This window comes from Nonomuraea jabiensis, assembly GCF_014204795.1.
Taxonomy (GTDB): Bacteria; Actinomycetota; Actinomycetes; order Streptosporangiales; family Streptosporangiaceae; genus Nonomuraea; species Nonomuraea jabiensis.
The window spans coordinates 4,668,253-4,683,063 of record NZ_JACHMB010000001.1 but is presented as its reverse complement, the minus strand read 5'-3'; the positions used below and the strand labels follow the sequence as shown (position 1 = coordinate 4,683,063).

The 14,811-nt window shown below is 71.3% G+C and carries 16 protein-coding genes; 4 read left to right on the top strand and 12 right to left on the bottom strand.

Annotated elements, in window-relative coordinates; all coding sequences use genetic code 11:
- Positions 1 to 57: 57 nt before the first annotated feature.
- The 4 genes from HD596_RS21570 to HD596_RS21555 form a co-directional block, all read right to left on the bottom strand.
- Positions 58 to 903, bottom strand: a complete 846-nt coding sequence (locus HD596_RS21570; RefSeq protein ID WP_185071147.1) for a geranyl diphosphate 2-C-methyltransferase — start codon at positions 901 to 903, stop codon at positions 58 to 60.
- Positions 904 to 920: 17 nt separating this feature from the next.
- Complete coding sequence (locus HD596_RS21565; protein WP_185071146.1) at positions 921 to 2,087, bottom strand: family 2 encapsulin nanocompartment cargo protein terpene cyclase; 1,167 nt, start codon at positions 2,085 to 2,087, stop codon at positions 921 to 923.
- A gap of 38 nt (positions 2,088 to 2,125) precedes the next feature.
- Complete coding sequence (locus HD596_RS21560) at positions 2,126 to 3,511, bottom strand: family 2B encapsulin nanocompartment shell protein (RefSeq protein WP_185071145.1); 1,386 nt, start codon at positions 3,509 to 3,511, stop codon at positions 2,126 to 2,128.
- Between the two features lie 152 nt (positions 3,512 to 3,663).
- Positions 3,664 to 4,512: an alpha/beta fold hydrolase gene (locus HD596_RS21555; protein ID WP_185071144.1), complete on the bottom strand. Its 849-nt coding sequence runs from the start codon at positions 4,510 to 4,512 to the stop codon at positions 3,664 to 3,666.
- Positions 4,513 to 4,666: 154 nt separating this feature from the next.
- On the opposite strand from HD596_RS21555, the gene HD596_RS21550 reads away from it, so the two are divergent.
- From HD596_RS21550 to HD596_RS21535, 4 genes are read left to right on the top strand one after another with little or no spacing between them, the layout of a single operon-like run.
- Entirely contained in the window at positions 4,667 to 5,116 is a 450-nt protein-coding gene (locus tag HD596_RS21550; RefSeq protein ID WP_185071143.1) for an RlpA-like double-psi beta-barrel domain-containing protein, read from the top strand.
- A 10-nt stretch (positions 5,117 to 5,126) separates the two neighbouring features.
- Complete coding sequence (locus HD596_RS21545) at positions 5,127 to 5,723, top strand: cell wall protein (protein WP_246554682.1); 597 nt, start codon at positions 5,127 to 5,129, stop codon at positions 5,721 to 5,723.
- 15 nt (positions 5,724 to 5,738) lie between these two features.
- A complete protein-coding gene (locus tag HD596_RS21540; protein WP_185071142.1) occupies positions 5,739 to 6,494 on the top strand; it encodes a MauE/DoxX family redox-associated membrane protein in 756 nt (251 codons plus the stop codon).
- A 40-nt stretch (positions 6,495 to 6,534) separates the two neighbouring features.
- Positions 6,535 to 6,981: a hypothetical protein gene (locus HD596_RS21535; RefSeq protein ID WP_185071141.1), complete on the top strand. Its 447-nt coding sequence runs from the start codon at positions 6,535 to 6,537 to the stop codon at positions 6,979 to 6,981.
- Positions 6,982 to 7,044: 63 nt separating this feature from the next.
- Here HD596_RS21535 and HD596_RS21530 read toward each other — a convergent pair whose 3' ends face one another.
- The 8 genes from HD596_RS21530 to HD596_RS21495 are packed head-to-tail and all read right to left on the bottom strand — an operon-like array spanning position 7,045 to position 14,693.
- Positions 7,045 to 7,665, bottom strand: coding sequence for a VOC family protein (locus HD596_RS21530; protein WP_185071140.1), 621 nt, complete (start codon positions 7,663 to 7,665; stop codon positions 7,045 to 7,047).
- Positions 7,662 to 8,237 carry an alkylhydroperoxidase domain protein gene (locus HD596_RS61910; protein WP_185071139.1) on the bottom strand — a complete coding sequence of 192 codons (576 nt, stop codon included), beginning with the start codon at positions 8,235 to 8,237 and terminating at the stop codon, positions 7,662 to 7,664. Before HD596_RS61910 ends, HD596_RS21530 begins: the two co-directional genes overlap by 4 nt.
- A complete protein-coding gene (locus tag HD596_RS61905) occupies positions 8,234 to 8,824 on the bottom strand; it encodes a CMD domain protein (protein ID WP_185071138.1) in 591 nt (196 codons plus the stop codon). The genes HD596_RS61910 and HD596_RS61905 overlap by 4 nt, the downstream gene beginning before the upstream one ends.
- Positions 8,821 to 9,813, bottom strand: coding sequence for a putative FMN-dependent luciferase-like monooxygenase (locus HD596_RS21515; RefSeq protein WP_185071137.1), 993 nt, complete (start codon positions 9,811 to 9,813; stop codon positions 8,821 to 8,823). Before HD596_RS21515 ends, HD596_RS61905 begins: the two co-directional genes overlap by 4 nt.
- The gene (locus HD596_RS21510; RefSeq protein ID WP_313044637.1) at positions 9,810 to 11,348 is read right to left on the bottom strand and encodes a dipeptide ABC transporter ATP-binding protein; all 1,539 of its coding nucleotides are present in this window, start codon (positions 11,346 to 11,348) and stop codon (positions 9,810 to 9,812) included. The genes HD596_RS21515 and HD596_RS21510 overlap by 4 nt, the downstream gene beginning before the upstream one ends.
- Positions 11,345 to 12,136, bottom strand: coding sequence for an ABC transporter permease (locus tag HD596_RS21505; protein WP_185071135.1), 792 nt, complete (start codon positions 12,134 to 12,136; stop codon positions 11,345 to 11,347). Before HD596_RS21505 ends, HD596_RS21510 begins: the two co-directional genes overlap by 4 nt.
- The gene (locus tag HD596_RS21500; protein ID WP_313044636.1) at positions 12,133 to 13,080 is read right to left on the bottom strand and encodes an ABC transporter permease; all 948 of its coding nucleotides are present in this window, start codon (positions 13,078 to 13,080) and stop codon (positions 12,133 to 12,135) included. The genes HD596_RS21505 and HD596_RS21500 overlap by 4 nt, the downstream gene beginning before the upstream one ends.
- A complete protein-coding gene (locus HD596_RS21495) occupies positions 13,062 to 14,693 on the bottom strand; it encodes a TIGR04028 family ABC transporter substrate-binding protein (protein WP_185071134.1) in 1,632 nt (543 codons plus the stop codon). The genes HD596_RS21500 and HD596_RS21495 overlap by 19 nt, the downstream gene beginning before the upstream one ends.
- Between the last annotated feature and the right edge of the window lie 118 nt (positions 14,694 to 14,811).

The window sequence follows — 14,811 nt, the reverse complement described above, 5'->3', positions numbered from 1 at the left end:
TTCCGTGATCCGTCTCCCCTCAGACGGACCAGGCGCTGGATTTGTTGAACGGAACCGTCAGATGCGGTCGGCGGCGATGAGCAGGTACTGGAAGCTGCCGTCCTTGTACGCCTCGAGGAACGCCTGCTCGATCCCCGTCGCGAGGTGGGTCTTGGCGCGCAGCTCCCAATAGGGGATGGTCGCGGCGGTCAGGTCGATGACGTCGATGGGGACGAGGCGGTTGGCCGCCATCTCCTTGAAGTAGGTGCTGCGGGGGTGGATGTCGCAGATGTAGTGGGCGTTGATCTGGCTGACGGCACGCGAGGGCAGGCCGTAGGCGTCGTTGTAGCAGCCGGTGATGCACACGTACCGGCCGCCGCGGGCCAGGAGGCGGGCGTGCGCGGCGAACAGCAGCGACAGCTCGACGTACATCGTGCTCTCGTTGTTCCAGATCGCCTGGAACGATCCAGGCTCGAAGCCGGTGTCGAGCATGTTGCGGAAATGGAAGCGCACCTTGTCGGACACACCGCGCTTGGCCGCCTGCTCGTTGGCGAAGGCCACCTGGGACTCGGAAATGGACACGCCGTCGACCTGGCAGCCGTACCTGAGGTTGACCAGGAGGCTGGAGCCGCCGCGGCCGCAGCCGGCGTCCATGACCCGGTGCTCGGGCCGCAGGGCGCCGAGCTGGCCGATGAGGAGGTCGGCCTGCGCGTGCTCGAGCCGGTGGAGCTCCTCGATGATGCGTTTCTCGCGGGTGTCCTCCGGGCCTTCAAGGACCGACCAGTCCACCTCGCCGATGCCATAGTGGTGGTGGTAGATCCCGTCGACCTCACCCAGGCGGAGGTTGACCGGGTTCTTCTCGGTGTTCCAGTAGTCGGCGACGGAGTGCTGGTAGTAGGTGCTGAGTACGGGACTGGCCGTCATCGGCAATGCTCCTTTCTCTAGGACTTGTAGCGGCTGGTGGTGTCGTGCCATTCGACGCAGCCGGCCATCCAGCCCTGCGCCCCGCGCAGGAACCGCTTCAGCTCGACGGACGGTACGGCGTCGAGCGCGCGCCGGCTGTCCTCGAAACCTCTGACGAAGTCGTTGTGCATGGACACGGCGCGCTCGGTCGCCTCGCGGATGGGGCAGCCCTCCTCGGCGGCGATCAGCAGGATCACGTTGGAGTCGGGGAGCTCGTCGGCCGCCTCCTTGGCGACGGAGTGCAGGTCGTTGACGAGGACGCTGGCGGTGCCCGCCTGCATGAGCGCGGTGTGGAACCTCCTGTCGGCGAAGAGATTGGCGGGCAGTTCGTAGCCGCCCACGATGTCGATGAGCGTCATGGAGGTGTAGAAGCTGTCGTGCTGCCGGGCCGCGAGGTAGCGCCACACGGGCGGCGGCGTCTCCAGGTAGCGCCAGGCGGCGTAGGCGGCCCAGCTCACGTACATCTGGGAGGTGATGTTGCAGATCCGCATGACCTGCGACGGGGTGGCGTGGCGGGTGATGTGGCTGACGGACGACCTCAGGGAGACCAGGACGGGGTCGGCCTCGATTGCCTCCTCGAGCTGGCGCGTGTAGTCGCCGGCGGGCGGCGGCGGGTCCATGGCCGAGGTCACGAGGGCGAGCCGCGGCGGCAGCTCCGTCGGGGTGGCGCCCAGCTCGGTCTCGTCGGCGTAGTAGTCGTCGGCCGCCCACCAGGCGGCGTTCGTCTGCGCCGCGATCAGCAGCAGGTCGGGGTCGTCGGCGTCGGGGTGGGTGAGCATGGCCAGCCGCCCGTAGCCGGTCGCGCCGAACTCCTCCATGCGCCCCTCGTGCAGGCCGATCCGCTCCGCCCACGCCATGAGCCGCCGGTCCACCTCGTCGCCCAGCTCCTGGTCGTTCCTGACGAGCTCGGGGCAGTAGAGCGGCGGGTAGGACCCGTCGCCCCACTGCCGTTCCCGGTAGGGCAGCGGGGCGAGACTGTGGCGGTAGGCGGCGCCGCGCGCCGCCTGCGCGGGATCCATCGGAGCGGGCCTGGGCGGCTCGTGCCCGTCCCTCTCGTCGGGTCGTGGCACGGGATGGCGGTCGAAGAGCGGGAAGCGCAGCGCGGAGGTGCCCAGACCAGTGGGACCTGCTGCGATCTCGGGCATGACGCGCCCCTTCCTGGAGTCGAGCCGGAGTGGAGCGGTCAGGAACGCGGCGCCGAGACGTCGACGTTCTCGAGGATGCCGATGGCGTCGGGCACCAGGATCGCCGCCGAGTAGTAGGCGCTGACCAGGTACGACATCACGGCCTGGGAGTTGATGCCCATGAAGCGGGCGTTGAGCCCCGGCTCGTGCTCCTCCGGGAGGCCGGTCTGGTAGAGGCCGACGACCCCCTGGTCCTCCTCCCCCGTGCGCAGGGCCAGGATGGAGGTGGTCTGGTGCCCGGAGATCGGGATCTTGCCGCAGGGGAAGATCGGGATGCCGCGCCAGGCCGGGATCTCGTGGCCGTCCACGTCGGCGCTGCCCGGCACCAGCCCCCGCTTGTTGCACTCCCTGAAGAACGCGGCGATCGCCTTGGGGTGGGCGAGCAGCATCTTGGTCTTGCGGCGCATGCTGATCAGGTCGTCCATGTCGTCGGGGGTCGGCGGGCCCGACCAGGTGCTGATCCGCTGGTCGTAGTCGGTGTTGTGCAGCAGGCCGAACTCGCGGTTGTTGACCAGCTCCCACTCCTGGCGCTCGCGGATCTCGTGGACGGTCAGGCGCAGCTGCTGTTCGAGCTGGCTCATGGGGTCGTTGAAGAGGTCGGCCACGCGGGTGTGGACCCGCAGGATGGTCTGCGTGACGCTCAGCTCGTACTCGCGGGGCCGGATGTCGTAGTCGACGAACGTGCCGTCGATGACCGGCTCGCCCACGTGTCCCGAGGCGAGCGCGACGGCCGCCTCGCCGCGGCGGTTGACCGGCTTGCGGGTCTCCTCCAGGTAGCGGACGACGTGCTCGCGCAGGGCGGGGGTGTCGCCGAGCAGCTGCTGGATCTCGTGGCGCGGCGCCACCAGGATCGTGCCGGAGGTGGCCGCCCGGACCGTGAACGGCCACCGCGGGCTCTCCTGCACGAGCGCGTCGTCGCCCAGGTGCGCGCCGTCGGTGATGACGCCGAGGAGCTGCGCGTCGCCGTACGCGCCGGTGGCCAGCCGTTCGAGCCGGCCGTGGGCGATCACGTACGTGTCGGTGACCGGGGTGCCGGCCTCGGCGATGACCTCCCCCGCCTGGAACTCGCGCGGCGCGAACGTCGAGGCGATCGCCGCCAGCGCGTCGAGGTCGTCGAACCCGCGCAGCAGGGGCAGCTCCTGGAGCGTCTGCGGGACGATGAGCACGTCGTCGGCCCCGTTGAGCACCACGCTCACCCGCCCGCGCCCGATGTGGTGCGTCAGCCGGCGGTTGACCCGATAGGTGCCGCCGCGCACGTCCACCCACGGCAGCCTGCGCAGGAGCCAGCGGGAGGTGATGGCCTGCATCTGCGGGCGCGTCTTGGTGGTGGTGGCCAGGTTGCGCGCGGCCCGGGTGTCCAGGCTCAACCGAGGCTCCGTCGACATTTTCCCTCGCAATCGCTCGCCTGTGACAGCAGATGTCCGTGAGGCATTCACCACTGAACGTAGTCAGGCTGACACAATCCGTAGAGTGTCTTGATGGTCACGTACTGCTAACCCCGGTGCGGTAGCGATCTATCGGCGCAGGCGCGTCCCGGTCAGCGGCGCAGGAACTCCCGCAGGTGAGCGAGCAGGACCTCCGGACGCTCCTCGGCGATGAAGTGCCCGCACTCGGGGATCTCGGCGGCGGTGACGTCGTCGGCGTACTCCCGCCAGATCTCTTCCGACGGCAACCGCGCGGGCAGCCCCACCGACCCCCACAGGGCCAGCACGGGCATGGTCAGGCGACGCCCCGCGGCGGCGTCCTCGTCGTCGAGCGCGAGGTCGCGCTCGTGCGCCCGGTAGTCGTCGAACCCGGCGCGCAGGGCCCCCGGGCGGCCGAACGCCTGGACGTAGAAGTCGACCGCCTCCGCGGGCAGTCCGTGCCGGTTGTACGTCCAGCGCTCGAAGAAGTACTCCAGATAGCCCCGGACGTCGTGCCCCACCAGGCGTTCGGGCAGGTCGGGCTGGAGATGGAAGAGCCAGTGCCAGTAGCCCGCGGCCACGGACGCGTCCAGGCGGCGGAACATCTCGCGCGTGGGGACGATGTCCAGCACCGCGACCTTGCCGACCTGGTCGGGACGGTCGAGCCCCCAGCGGTGGGCGACCCGCGCGCCGCGATCGTGCCCGACGACCGCGGCCCGCTCGAACCCGAGCGCGTCCACCAGTTCGGCCATGTCCGCGGCCATCCGCCGCTTGTCGTAGCCGCCGGCCGGCTTGTCGCTCAGCCCGTATCCCCGCAGGTCGGGGGCCACCACTGTGAACTCGGCCGCCAGCGGCCCGACGATGTGCCGCCAGCAGTGGCTGGTCTGCGGCCAGCCGTGCAGCAGCACCACCAAGGGCCCGTCGCCGGCCCGCGTGTAGTGCAACCGGATTCCGTCCACCTGAGCCACGCCTGTCGTCGTCATGCCCTCAGTAGATCATGGGACGATCCCATGACCCGATAAAGGCCGAAAAATAGGGGCATTGACGAAAAATCCTTACATGGTACTCATAGATCGAGTCGGAAAGTTTCAGGACCCCCCACCGAGACCATCCAGAGCTCACCCGAGGAGGACGCGCATGGCGCGCACCCAGCCCCCCGAGACCCCCATCGACTTATACGCCGCCGTCCAAGGAGAGGTCTCCTGGTTCTGCTGCGGCACAGCCTGGGGCCCGTGCAGCACCACAGGCAAGGGCGCCTGTGGCACCTGCAACTCCGGCAGCCTCCAGCACGCCTGGCCCAACACCTCCGACGCCTGCTGGGCCATCACCCACCCCGACACCTGCGGCTTCAACCTCTCCCGCCGGACCTGCGGTTTCCAGCACCGCACCACCAACCTGTGCAGCGGCGTCAGCGTCGTCACCTCCATCGCCGACTGCGGCCCGCAGACCGACCTGTTCTGCGGCGAGCGCAGCTGCTGCGGCTCGACCTGCGCCACCGACCGGATCATCGACCTCACGCCGGCGGCGTACAGCAGGATCGCCAGCCTCTCCACCGGCCTGCGGCCCTGCTCGATCGACGCGGCGTGAGGGGGCGACGATGACCAGCAGAAGAGACATGCTCAAGTCCGCCCTGCTCGGCGGCGGCGCCACGGTCGTGGCCGCGAGCGCGATGGGCTCGCTCGGCCCGGAGGCGGCCTTCGCCAACACCGCGCTCGACGTCGATCCGGGCGCTCCCGACCCCAACTTCGCCGAGGGCCGGATCCGTTCGATCAAGGACAACACGCTGCTCGTCCTCGGCTCGAACATGGTCATCCACAACATCAAGGTCGTGGACGGCACGAGCCTGTGGAAGCTCGGCCCCGTGGCGTTCGACGCGGCCAAGCCCGGCGACGGCCTGTACGCCCGCGGCGTGCGGATGCCGGACGGCACCCTCGCCGCCGAGTCGGTCTGGCTCAACATCGTCAACATCAAGGGCCACATCAAGAACATCACCGACAAGACCATCCACCTCGACCACAACGGCAAAGAGGTGCTGTGCCACGTCGTGGCCGGCAAGTCGGTCGCGATCCACTCCGAGTCGCCGGCCACCTCGGACCTGTCGATGCTGAGGGTCGCCCAGCACGTGCAGGTCCTCGGCGCCTGGCGGCCTGACACCAACGAGGTCGACATCGCCACCGTCTTCTCCCCGCACTAGCCAAGGAGCCTGAGCATGAACGGGATCGCCGCGACGCAGCCGTACGTGATCGCCCTGTTCCTCGCCTGGGCAGGCCTGATGAAGCTGTTCAGCCGGCGGATGCGGGTACAGGCGGGGCAGACCGCCCTGGCCCGGCTGGTCGGCGCGGCGCGCGCGGTCCCGGCGCTCCGAATCGTCGGAGTGGCCGAGCTCGCGGTGGCCGCCGTCCTGCTGCTGCCGCCCGTCTCGCCATGGGAGGGTGCGGTCGCCGCGCTGCTCTCCGCCGGGTTCCTGGCGTACCTCACCTATTCGTACGTGGCCGCGCCCACCGCGTCGTGCGGCTGCCTCGGCGCCCACTCCAAGCCGGTGGACGTGCGGGCCTTCGCCCGCGCCGGGCTCCTGCTGGCCGCGAGCCTGCTGGCCGTCCTGGCGGAGGCGGGCCCGCCGCTGGTGGCGCTCGGCCTGGCCGAGGCCGTGGCCCTGATGGCCCTTTCGGCGGAGCTGGACCGCTACTGGCTGACCCCCTTGCGGCAGCTACGCGTACGGCTGCGCGGCCCGCTCGCCGTGCCGCCGTCGGAGCACGTCCCGCTGGGCGCCTCGCTGCACCTGCTCTACCGCAGCCCCGCGTACTGCTCGGCGTCCGCGCAGATCACCTCCGACGTCCAGGACACCTGGGACGAGGACGGCCTGCGGTTCGTCGTCTTCGGGGCCCGCGAGCGGACGGCGGTCTTCGCCGTCCCCCTCACCGGGAACGACCCCTCGCGCGTCCTGGTCACCCTCGTGGGCGCGTGACCCGGCTCAACGATCATCCATCACCCGAAAGGTCGACGCCATGCGATTACGTGCTCGGCTCGCGTCAGGGGCGGTGCTCGCCGCCGGCCTGCTGACGGCTCAACCCGCGCTCGCGGCCCAGGCCGCGGTCCCCTTCCACGCCGACTCCGGGGACCGGTGCCTGCGCGGGGTCACGGAGGGGACCCTGGAATGGGCCGACGAGCCCGTCGTCAGGGTGGACGGCTTCCTGGCCGACGACGCGCCGATCTCGTCGTGCGCCCCGGACAAGATGTATTCGCAGGCCACCTTCTCCGCCTACAAGGGCACCACCCTGGTCGACTCCGAGGCGGTCAAGGCGGACGACAGCCAGTTCGCGATCGCCCTCGCGCTGTCCGACCCGGCGGGGGCCGCGGCCATCGACCGCGTGGTCGTGCAGGTGTGCCGGTTCAGCATCACCCCGGTCGGGATCAGCTACTGCGGCAAGGCCGCCGAGTACAAGGCGCCCTGAGCCGCGGGACGCCCGTGCCCGGCCGCCCGTGCCCGTCCGCGCGGGGACGGGCACGGGCGGTCGTCAGCTCAGGGCCACCGAGCCGCGGGGGGTGTCCAGCACCGCCCGCAACGCCGCTTCCGGCCCCTTCGAGACCTCCAGCTCCGCGTCGATCGCGGCCAGCCGGCGGCGCAACGCGTCGGGGTCGGGGTGGGTGGCGGTGAAGGAGGCCAGGCGGAGCTGCGGCAGCCCGGAGGTGGCCGGGTGCGCCGTCCGGCCCCAGTCGATGAGGAACGGCACCGGGTTGATCGCCGCCGGGTCGGCCCACCTCGTCAGGCGCCACTCCAGCAGCGTGCCCGCGGGCGTGCGGCGCGAGAGCGGCTGGACCTCGCCGGGGTCGACGCCCAGCGCGCGGGCCCGCCGTACCGTCTCGTCGATGTCGTCGGGCCGCACCGCCCACCCGGCGAGCCGGGGCGCGGCGAGGGTCTGCAGGCCGAACGCTCGCGGACGCGCGCCCGGCACCGCCGGGTCCGGGCCGATGATCTCCAGGTACGCGGCCGACCCCAGGCCGACCAGGTAGTTGGCGGTTCCGCCGGGGTGGCTGCCGCCCGCCACCGGGGTCACCCCGGTCGTCTCGGCGAACGCGATGACACCCGCGGCCAGGTCGGGCACCGCGTAGACGAGGTGGTCGAGCTCGGCCGTCATGACGCCGGCTCCTCGACGGGCTCGCCGAGCGAGAGCATGAGGCGGTTGGCCCAGTTGAAGAACGCGGCCGCGTGGATGACGTCGCTGATCGCCAGGTCGTCGAGCCCGGCGGCGCGCAGCGCCTCGACGTGGTTCGCGCCGAACTCGGCCGGGGTGGCGGCCAGCGCCACCGAGGCGTCGATGATGGCCTGCCACTCCCCGTCCTGGGGCGCGCCGACCCCCTCGTCGAGCAGCCGCTGCACGTCGTCGGCCCGCTTGGAGTAGTGGGCGGCGAAGCGGGCGTGCACCGAGGCGCAGAACACGCACCCGTTGCGGCGCGAGGTCGCCGTCGCGGCCAGCTCCCGCTCGGCCCGCGGCAGCCCGCCGTCGGCGTTGTAGAAGATGTCGTTGTCGGTCCTCGTCCTGGCCTGCAGGATCGCCGGGTCCCTGGCCAGGAGCAGGAAGTACGGCGACTTCGCGCGGGCCTTGTCGACCAGCGCCTCGTAGTGCTCGTCGGTCAGCTCGTCCGTCTCCAGGGGCGCCAGCCAGGGCTCCCACCCGAGCTGGTCCCGCGTGAACGCCAGCCGGGTCATGAGGTGGCTCCGTTCTGCAGGTGACGCAGCCCGGCCACCACGCGGATCTGGAAAGTGAGGAAGGCGACGAGCTGCGACAGCGTCACGACGCCCGTGGTGCTCCAGCCGGCCCTGGCCAGCGCGTCCAGGGACTCCCGGCCGGCCTCCCTGGGGCGGAACACGAGCAGGTGGGCGTGCTCGAACGCGGCGGCGAGCCGTACGCCGAGGTCGCCCGGGCGCCGTACCCGGTAGCGCAGCCCCTCGTCGCTCTCCACCGACAGCGGGCCCTCGCCCGGGTAGACCCCGTACGGCCCGGTCGTGGCCCCGGCCGCCACCTCCGACTCGACCGCCGCGAGCAGCCCGGGCGCGAGCTCGGCCAGCCGGTCGGCGTAGAAGCGGGCGATGCCGGGGTCGTCGTGCAGCCCGGCCACGAAGGCGGCGACCGCGTCCCGCTCGACGAGCGTGATCTCCTCCTCCGTCTCGGGGGTGAACAGCGCGTCGTAGCTGCGCTGGGCGTGCTCGCGGGCGGCGGGCCGGCGGGCGCGCAGCCGGTCGAGCGGCGAGCCGGGCTGGATGCCCGCCAGGTGGTCGATGACGTCAGCGATCATGTGGAGCTCAATTCTGTGGAAGGAACCCAGCCGAGCGCGGGCGCGACCTCGGTCGCCAGCAGCTCGATCGAGCGGAGGATGAGCGGGTGCGGTGGATCCACCGAGTGCACCTGGAGGACCAGGTCGGTGACGCGTTCGAGGGTCGGGTCGGCCTTGAGGCTCTCGATGACGTCCTGCGGCGTGCCCACGTGCACGTCGAACGCGGCGATGCGCCGGTCGAGGTCGCTGTCCGGCAGCTCGAACGGCAGCCGCCCCCGCCCGAGCCCGAGCTCGGCGTAGCGCAGCGCCTCGGCCCGGCTGTCGGCCACGAACGCGGTCCTGGAGGCCATGATCCTCGGGGCCGCGCCGGCCGGCAGGTGTTCGAGGTAGGCGTCCACGATGGGCCGCTGGATCTGGGCCAGCGTGGCCTGCGGGTCGTCGGCCGGGCGGGGCTGCGTGCGCGAGAGCATGAGCCCGTGGCCGGCCTGCCCGGCGCGTACGCCGCCGCCGACCGAGAACGTCGCCTGCCAGACCGCCTCCAGCAGCCTCGGCGCGGGCGGGTAGAGCCGGTTGCCGCCGCCGAGGTCGCCCCCGGACCAGGCGTTGAGCAGCACCGCCAGGTGCTCGGCGTAGACGGCCGAGCGCTGCGCGCTGTCATGCCCGAACGGCTTGAAAGACGCGGGCGTCCCGCCGCTGCCCACGCCGACCTCCAGCCGCCCGCCGGTGAGCAGGTCGAGCACGGCGGTGTCCTCGGCCACCCGCACCGGCTGCTCCAGCGGGAGCGTGATGATCCCGGTGCCGAGCCTGATGCGGCTGGTCCGGGCGGCCACGTGGGCGAGGAACACCAGCGGCGCGGGCAGGCCGCCCTCCGCGCCGTCGAAGTGGTGCTGGGCGACCCAGGCCGTGTCGAACCCGTACGCCTCCGCGTGGGCGATCTGCTGGGCGGCCAGCCGGTAGCGCTCGCCCGCGGGCACGTCGTCCAGCAGCCGGGTGAAGAAGCCGAGCCTCATATCGCGGGCTCCGGGATGGCGGCCAGGAGCTCGCGGGTGTATTCGTGCCGGGGGTCGGTGAAGACCCGCCGGGTCGTTCCTGATTCCACGATTGTTCCCTTGTTCATGACGGAGACGGTGTGCGAGATCTGCCGCACCACCGCCAGGTCGTGCGAGATGAAGAGGTAGGTCAGCCCCAGGTCGCGCTGGAGCTGTTCGAGCAGGTCGAGGATCTGCGCCTGCACGGTGACGTCGAGGGCGGAGACGGCCTCGTCGAGCACGACGACCTCGGGCCCGGCCGCCAGCGCGCGGGCGATGGCCACCCGCTGCCGCTGCCCGCCGGACAGCTCGCGCGGCCTGCGGGTGAGCACGTCCCGCGGCAGCGCGACCCGGTCCAGCAGGTCGAGCACGCGGGCGCGCCGCTCGGCCCGGTCCCCCAGCCGGAAGTTGCGCAACGGCTCCTCCACGATGTCACCGATCGGCTGGCGGGGATCCAGCGAACCGTACGGGTTCTGATGGACGAGCTGCACGTGCCGGCGGAACCCCCGGCCCTCCCCTGCCCCGGCGATGGTCACCGTTCCCGAGGTGGGCTCGGCGAACCGCACCACCATCCGGGCCGTGGTCGTCTTGCCCGAGCCGGACTCGCCCACGAGCGCGTGCGTGGTGCCGCGGGCCACCTCGAACGAGACCCCGTCCACCGCCCTGAACCCCTTGAACTCCTTGACCAGGTCGCGCACCACGATCGCGGGCTCGCTCCCGGGAGGGGGGTCGCGGAACGGGGAGGCCGACAGCGACGGGGCGTCGTTCAGCAGGCGCTTGGTGTAGTCGGCCGCCGGGGACGCCAGCACCTCCGCCGTCCGGCCCTGCTCCTCGATCCGGCCGCCCTTCATGACCACCAGCCGGTCGGAGCGGGCGGCGGCCACGCCCAGGTCGTGGGTCACCAGCAGCAGCGCGGTGCCGGACTCCGCGCGCAGGTCGTCGATGAGGTCCAGGATGCGCCGCTGCACGGTGACGTCCAGGGCGCTGGTGGGCTCGTCGGCGATGATCAGGCGGGGTTCGAGCGCGATCGCGATGGCGATGAGCACGCGCTGGCGCATGCCGCCGGACAGCTCGTGCGGGTACTGGCGGGCCCGCGCCTCGGGGTCCGGCAGGCCGACGCGGGCCAGCAGGTCGACGACCCGGCTGCGGATCGCCCGCCGGTCGCCGCGCTTGTGGATGCGCAGCACCTCGGCGATCTGCGCTCCGACGGTCTTGACCGGGTCCAGCGAGCTGGACGGGTCCTGGGGGATCAGGCCGATCTGCGCGCCGCGTACCGACTCCATGCGCTTGGACGACCAGGACGCCAGGTCGGCGTCGCCCAGCAGGATCCGGCCCGCGTCCACGGCGCCGTTCGAGGGGAGCAGGCCGATGACGGCGTGCGCGGTGGTGGACTTGCCCGACCCCGACTCGCCCACGACGGCGACGACCTCGCCGGGCTCCACGGTGAAGGAGACGCCCTCGACCGCGCGCCTGCCGTCGTAGGAGACGGCCAGGTCGCGGACCTCCAGCAGGCTCACTCGTGCCTCCCGATCGAACGGCTGATGCGGCCGGCGGCGAGCACCACAGCGACCACGACGGCGCCCGGGAGCGTGGTCAGCCACCATGACGTCGCCAGGTAGTTGCGCCCCTCGGAGATGAGCAGGCCCCACTCGGGCGTGGGCGGCTCGGCGCCGTACCCGAGGAAGCCGAGCGTCGAGATGGCCAGGATGGCCATCCCGAACTGCAGCGCCGCGAGCGCGATGACCGGGCCGAGCGAGTTGGGCAGTATGTGCCGCCACAGCACGGCCGGGAACCGGCCGCCGCTGCCGAACGCGGCCTCCACGTAGTCGGTGCGCCGCACCCGGACCACCTCCGAGCGCGACAGCCTGGCGAAGGCCGCGACCGAGCCCACGCCGACCGCGATGGCCACGTTCACGGTGCCGGGCCCGAGCAGGATGATCACGGTCAGGGCGAGGAGCAGGCCGGGCACCGACAGCAGCACGTCCACGATCCGCATGACGGCCTCGTCCGGCACCCCGCCGACGGATCCGGCCAGCAGCCCGAGCAGCGTGCCCAGCACCAGGCCCACCGCCACGGCCACGAACGCGCCCGACAGCGAGTGCACGGACCCGTGCACCACCCGCGCGAACAGGTCGCGCCCGACCGCGTCGGTGCCGAACAGGTGGTACGCGCTCGGCGCCTGCAGCTTCTCCGCCGGGACGCCCGCGATCGGGTCGTACCCGGTGAACAGGCCCGGCACCACGGCCCAGAACAGGGCCAGGCCGATCACCGCCCACGCGAGCACCAGCCCGCCCCGGCGCCTCACGAGGCCGCCTTCAGCCGCGGGTCGAGCACCGGGAACAGCACGTCCACCACCAGGTTGACCAGCACGAACACGGTCGCCGCGAGCACCACGACGGCCAGCATCACCGGCGTGTCCTGCGCGTTGACGGCCTGCTCGGTCAGCCGCCCGATGCCGCCGCGCCCGAAGACGGTCTCGGTCACGACCGACCCGGCGATCAGCTCGCCCAGCGTCAGTCCCGCCACGGTCAGGGTCGGCAGCACGGCGTTGCGGGCCACGTGCCGCCACAGGATCCACCACCGCGAGGCGCCCTTGGCCGCCACCACGGGCACGAACGCCTGCGTGGAGACCTGGTCCATGCTGCGCGCCAGCACCTGGGCGATCGGCGCGGAGATGGGCACGGCCAGCGTGAGCACCGGCAGGACGAGCTGCTGCACCGGCCCGCCGCCGATGACGGGCACCAGCTTGAGCCGGAACGAGAACACCTGGATGAGCAGGATGCCCAGCCAGAACGCCGGGACCGACACGAACACCGACGGCACCGACAGCAGCGCGTTCCTGATCCAGGAGGTCCTGCTGTAGCCGGCCGCGAACGCGATCAGCACGGCGATCAGCACCGCCAGCACGAACGCGGCCGAGGCCAGCTTCGCCGTCTCCGGCAGCGCCTCGCCCAGCCGCTCGACGACCGGCGTGCCGGTGTCGATCGAGTAGCCGAACGAGCCGCGCAGGAAGCCGAGCAGGGTGTTCAGGTAGTCGAGGAGCGGCGGGTCGCCGGCGCCGTAGTAGGCCCGGATCTCGGCGATCTGCTGCGGCGACAGGCCCAGCTCGGGGTTCTGGAACTTGATCAGGATCGAGTCGCCGGGCAGCAGCTGCAGCAGCACGTAGCTCGCCGTGAAGGCGATCCAGAGCACGAGCGCCGCCTGCCCGACCCGGCCGAGCAGGTACCTGGTCACTGCTGCGACTTCCACACCGAGTAGAACCACGGCCTGGCGACCGCCTCGAAGGCCACCCCCTGGACGTAGGGCGCCCCGCCGTAGACCTGCGGCTCCTCGAAGAGCGGGATCGCGTAGCCCTGGTCGAGCACGTACCGCTGGATCTCGGCGACCTTGGCGTTGCGCTTGGCGACGTCGGGCTCGGCCGACTCCTCCTCCAGCAGCTTGTCCAGCTCGGTGTCGTCGGACAGGATGACGTCGCGGTTCTTGCTGTGGAAGTGGCTCTTGATCACGTCCTGGTCGGCGCGGCCGACCATGCCGTGCTGGATGGCGGTCTTCTCGGCGTTCTTGATGTCCACGGCCTGGGTGCCCGCGTCGGCGGGGCGGATCTCCAGCTTCACGCCGAGCTTGGCCCACTGCTGGCCGACGAGTTCGAGCGTCTGCTTCGACAGCGGCTGCGGGCCGGAGACGAACACGCCGAGTTGCAGCGGCACGCCGCCCTTGGCCCGGACGCCGTCGGCGCCCCTGGCCCAGCCCGCCTCGTCGAGGAGCCGGTTGGCCTTGTCGGGGTCGTAGGCGAGGTCTTTCGACAGGTCCACATAGCCCTGCGCCAGGTGGCTGAGCACCGAGGTGGCCAGCGGGTAGCTGCCGGTGAAGAGGGTGTCGACGACCTCCTTGGCGTTCGTGCCGGCCTGCAGGGCCTTGCGGACCTTGACGTCCTTCAGGATGCTGTTGCGCGGCCGCAGGTAGAGGCCGTTGTTGACGCCTCGCGTGGGCTCGGCGTAGATCTGGAAGCCCGCGTCCTTGACGGTCTTCTCGTCGTACGCCTGGACGTACCTGACGAAGTCGGCCTGGCCGGAGGTGAGGGCGCCGACGCGCACGTTGTCCTCGGGCGTCACGATGATCTTGATCTCGTCCAGGTACGCGCGGCCCTGGTGCTTCGACGACGGCGGCGCCCAGTTGTAGTCCTTGCGCGCGACCAGGTCCACCTCCTTGTCGACGACCTGGTTCTTCAGCGTGAAGGGGCCGGAGCCGACGATGTTCTTGAGCTGGCACTGCTGCTCGTACGGCAGCGAGATCGTCTTCTTGGACACCAGCCCGGCGCCGATGACCGAGGTGCCCTGGAGGAAGCCGGGCGACGGCTTGTCGAAGTGGAAGCGCACGGTCAGCGGGTCGACGACCTCGCTGCGCTCGTAGTTGTTGACGAACTCGGCGACGGGCAGCTTGAGCTTCTCGTCGCCGAGGCCGTACACGTCGAAGTTGGCCGCGACGGCGGAGGCGTCCAGCGGGCTGCCGTCGCTGAACGTCACGCCGTCGCGCAGGTGGAAGGTGTACTCGGTGGCGTCCTGGTTGACCTCCCACTTGGTGGCGATCCACGGCTCGATCTGGAGCGTCTTCGGGTTCTGCCAGGTGAGCTTGTCGGTGATCTGGTTGAGGATGCCGCCGTTGGGATAGAACCCGGCCGCCGGCAGGTAGAGGCAGGTCGGGGGCTGGTGTTCGAGGTAGGTGAGCGTGCCGCCGTAGACCGGCTGCCCGCCGCTGCTGGCCGACTGGGCAGCTCCGCCACCGCCACAGGCGCCGAGAAGCCCCACGACGGCGAGCATCGCGGTGCCCGCCACGGCTGTGGTGCGCAGTCTGGAGGATGACATGGATCTGCCCTTCATGAACGGAGGCGAGTGGCTCTAAAGCCACTATAACCTACCTACAAAGACGGGAATAGCCAGGGTCACGCCCTTGCCAAGAGAACCTGCCCGCTCTAACATCCAT

Coding starts and splice junctions, on each gene's coding strand:
- HD596_RS21555 (WP_185071144.1), bottom strand. CDS start 4,512: ATGACGACGACAGGCGTGGCTCAGGTGGACGGAATCCGGTTGCACTAC.
- HD596_RS21535 (WP_185071141.1), top strand. CDS start 6,535: ATGCGATTACGTGCTCGGCTCGCGTCAGGGGCGGTGCTCGCCGCCGGC.
- HD596_RS21530 (WP_185071140.1), bottom strand. CDS start 7,665: ATGACGGCCGAGCTCGACCACCTCGTCTACGCGGTGCCCGACCTGGCC.
- HD596_RS21550 (WP_185071143.1), top strand. CDS start 4,667: ATGGCGCGCACCCAGCCCCCCGAGACCCCCATCGACTTATACGCCGCC.
- HD596_RS21560 (WP_185071145.1), bottom strand. CDS start 3,511: ATGTCGACGGAGCCTCGGTTGAGCCTGGACACCCGGGCCGCGCGCAAC.
- HD596_RS21515 (WP_185071137.1), bottom strand. CDS start 9,813: ATGAGGCTCGGCTTCTTCACCCGGCTGCTGGACGACGTGCCCGCGGGC.
- HD596_RS21570 (WP_185071147.1), bottom strand. CDS start 903: ATGACGGCCAGTCCCGTACTCAGCACCTACTACCAGCACTCCGTCGCC.
- HD596_RS21565 (WP_185071146.1), bottom strand. CDS start 2,087: ATGCCCGAGATCGCAGCAGGTCCCACTGGTCTGGGCACCTCCGCGCTG.
- HD596_RS21540 (WP_185071142.1), top strand. CDS start 5,739: ATGAACGGGATCGCCGCGACGCAGCCGTACGTGATCGCCCTGTTCCTC.
- HD596_RS61910 (WP_185071139.1), bottom strand. CDS start 8,237: ATGACCCGGCTGGCGTTCACGCGGGACCAGCTCGGGTGGGAGCCCTGG.
- HD596_RS21495 (WP_185071134.1), bottom strand. CDS start 14,693: ATGTCATCCTCCAGACTGCGCACCACAGCCGTGGCGGGCACCGCGATG.
- HD596_RS61905 (WP_185071138.1), bottom strand. CDS start 8,824: ATGATCGCTGACGTCATCGACCACCTGGCGGGCATCCAGCCCGGCTCG.
- HD596_RS21545 (WP_246554682.1), top strand. CDS start 5,127: ATGACCAGCAGAAGAGACATGCTCAAGTCCGCCCTGCTCGGCGGCGGC.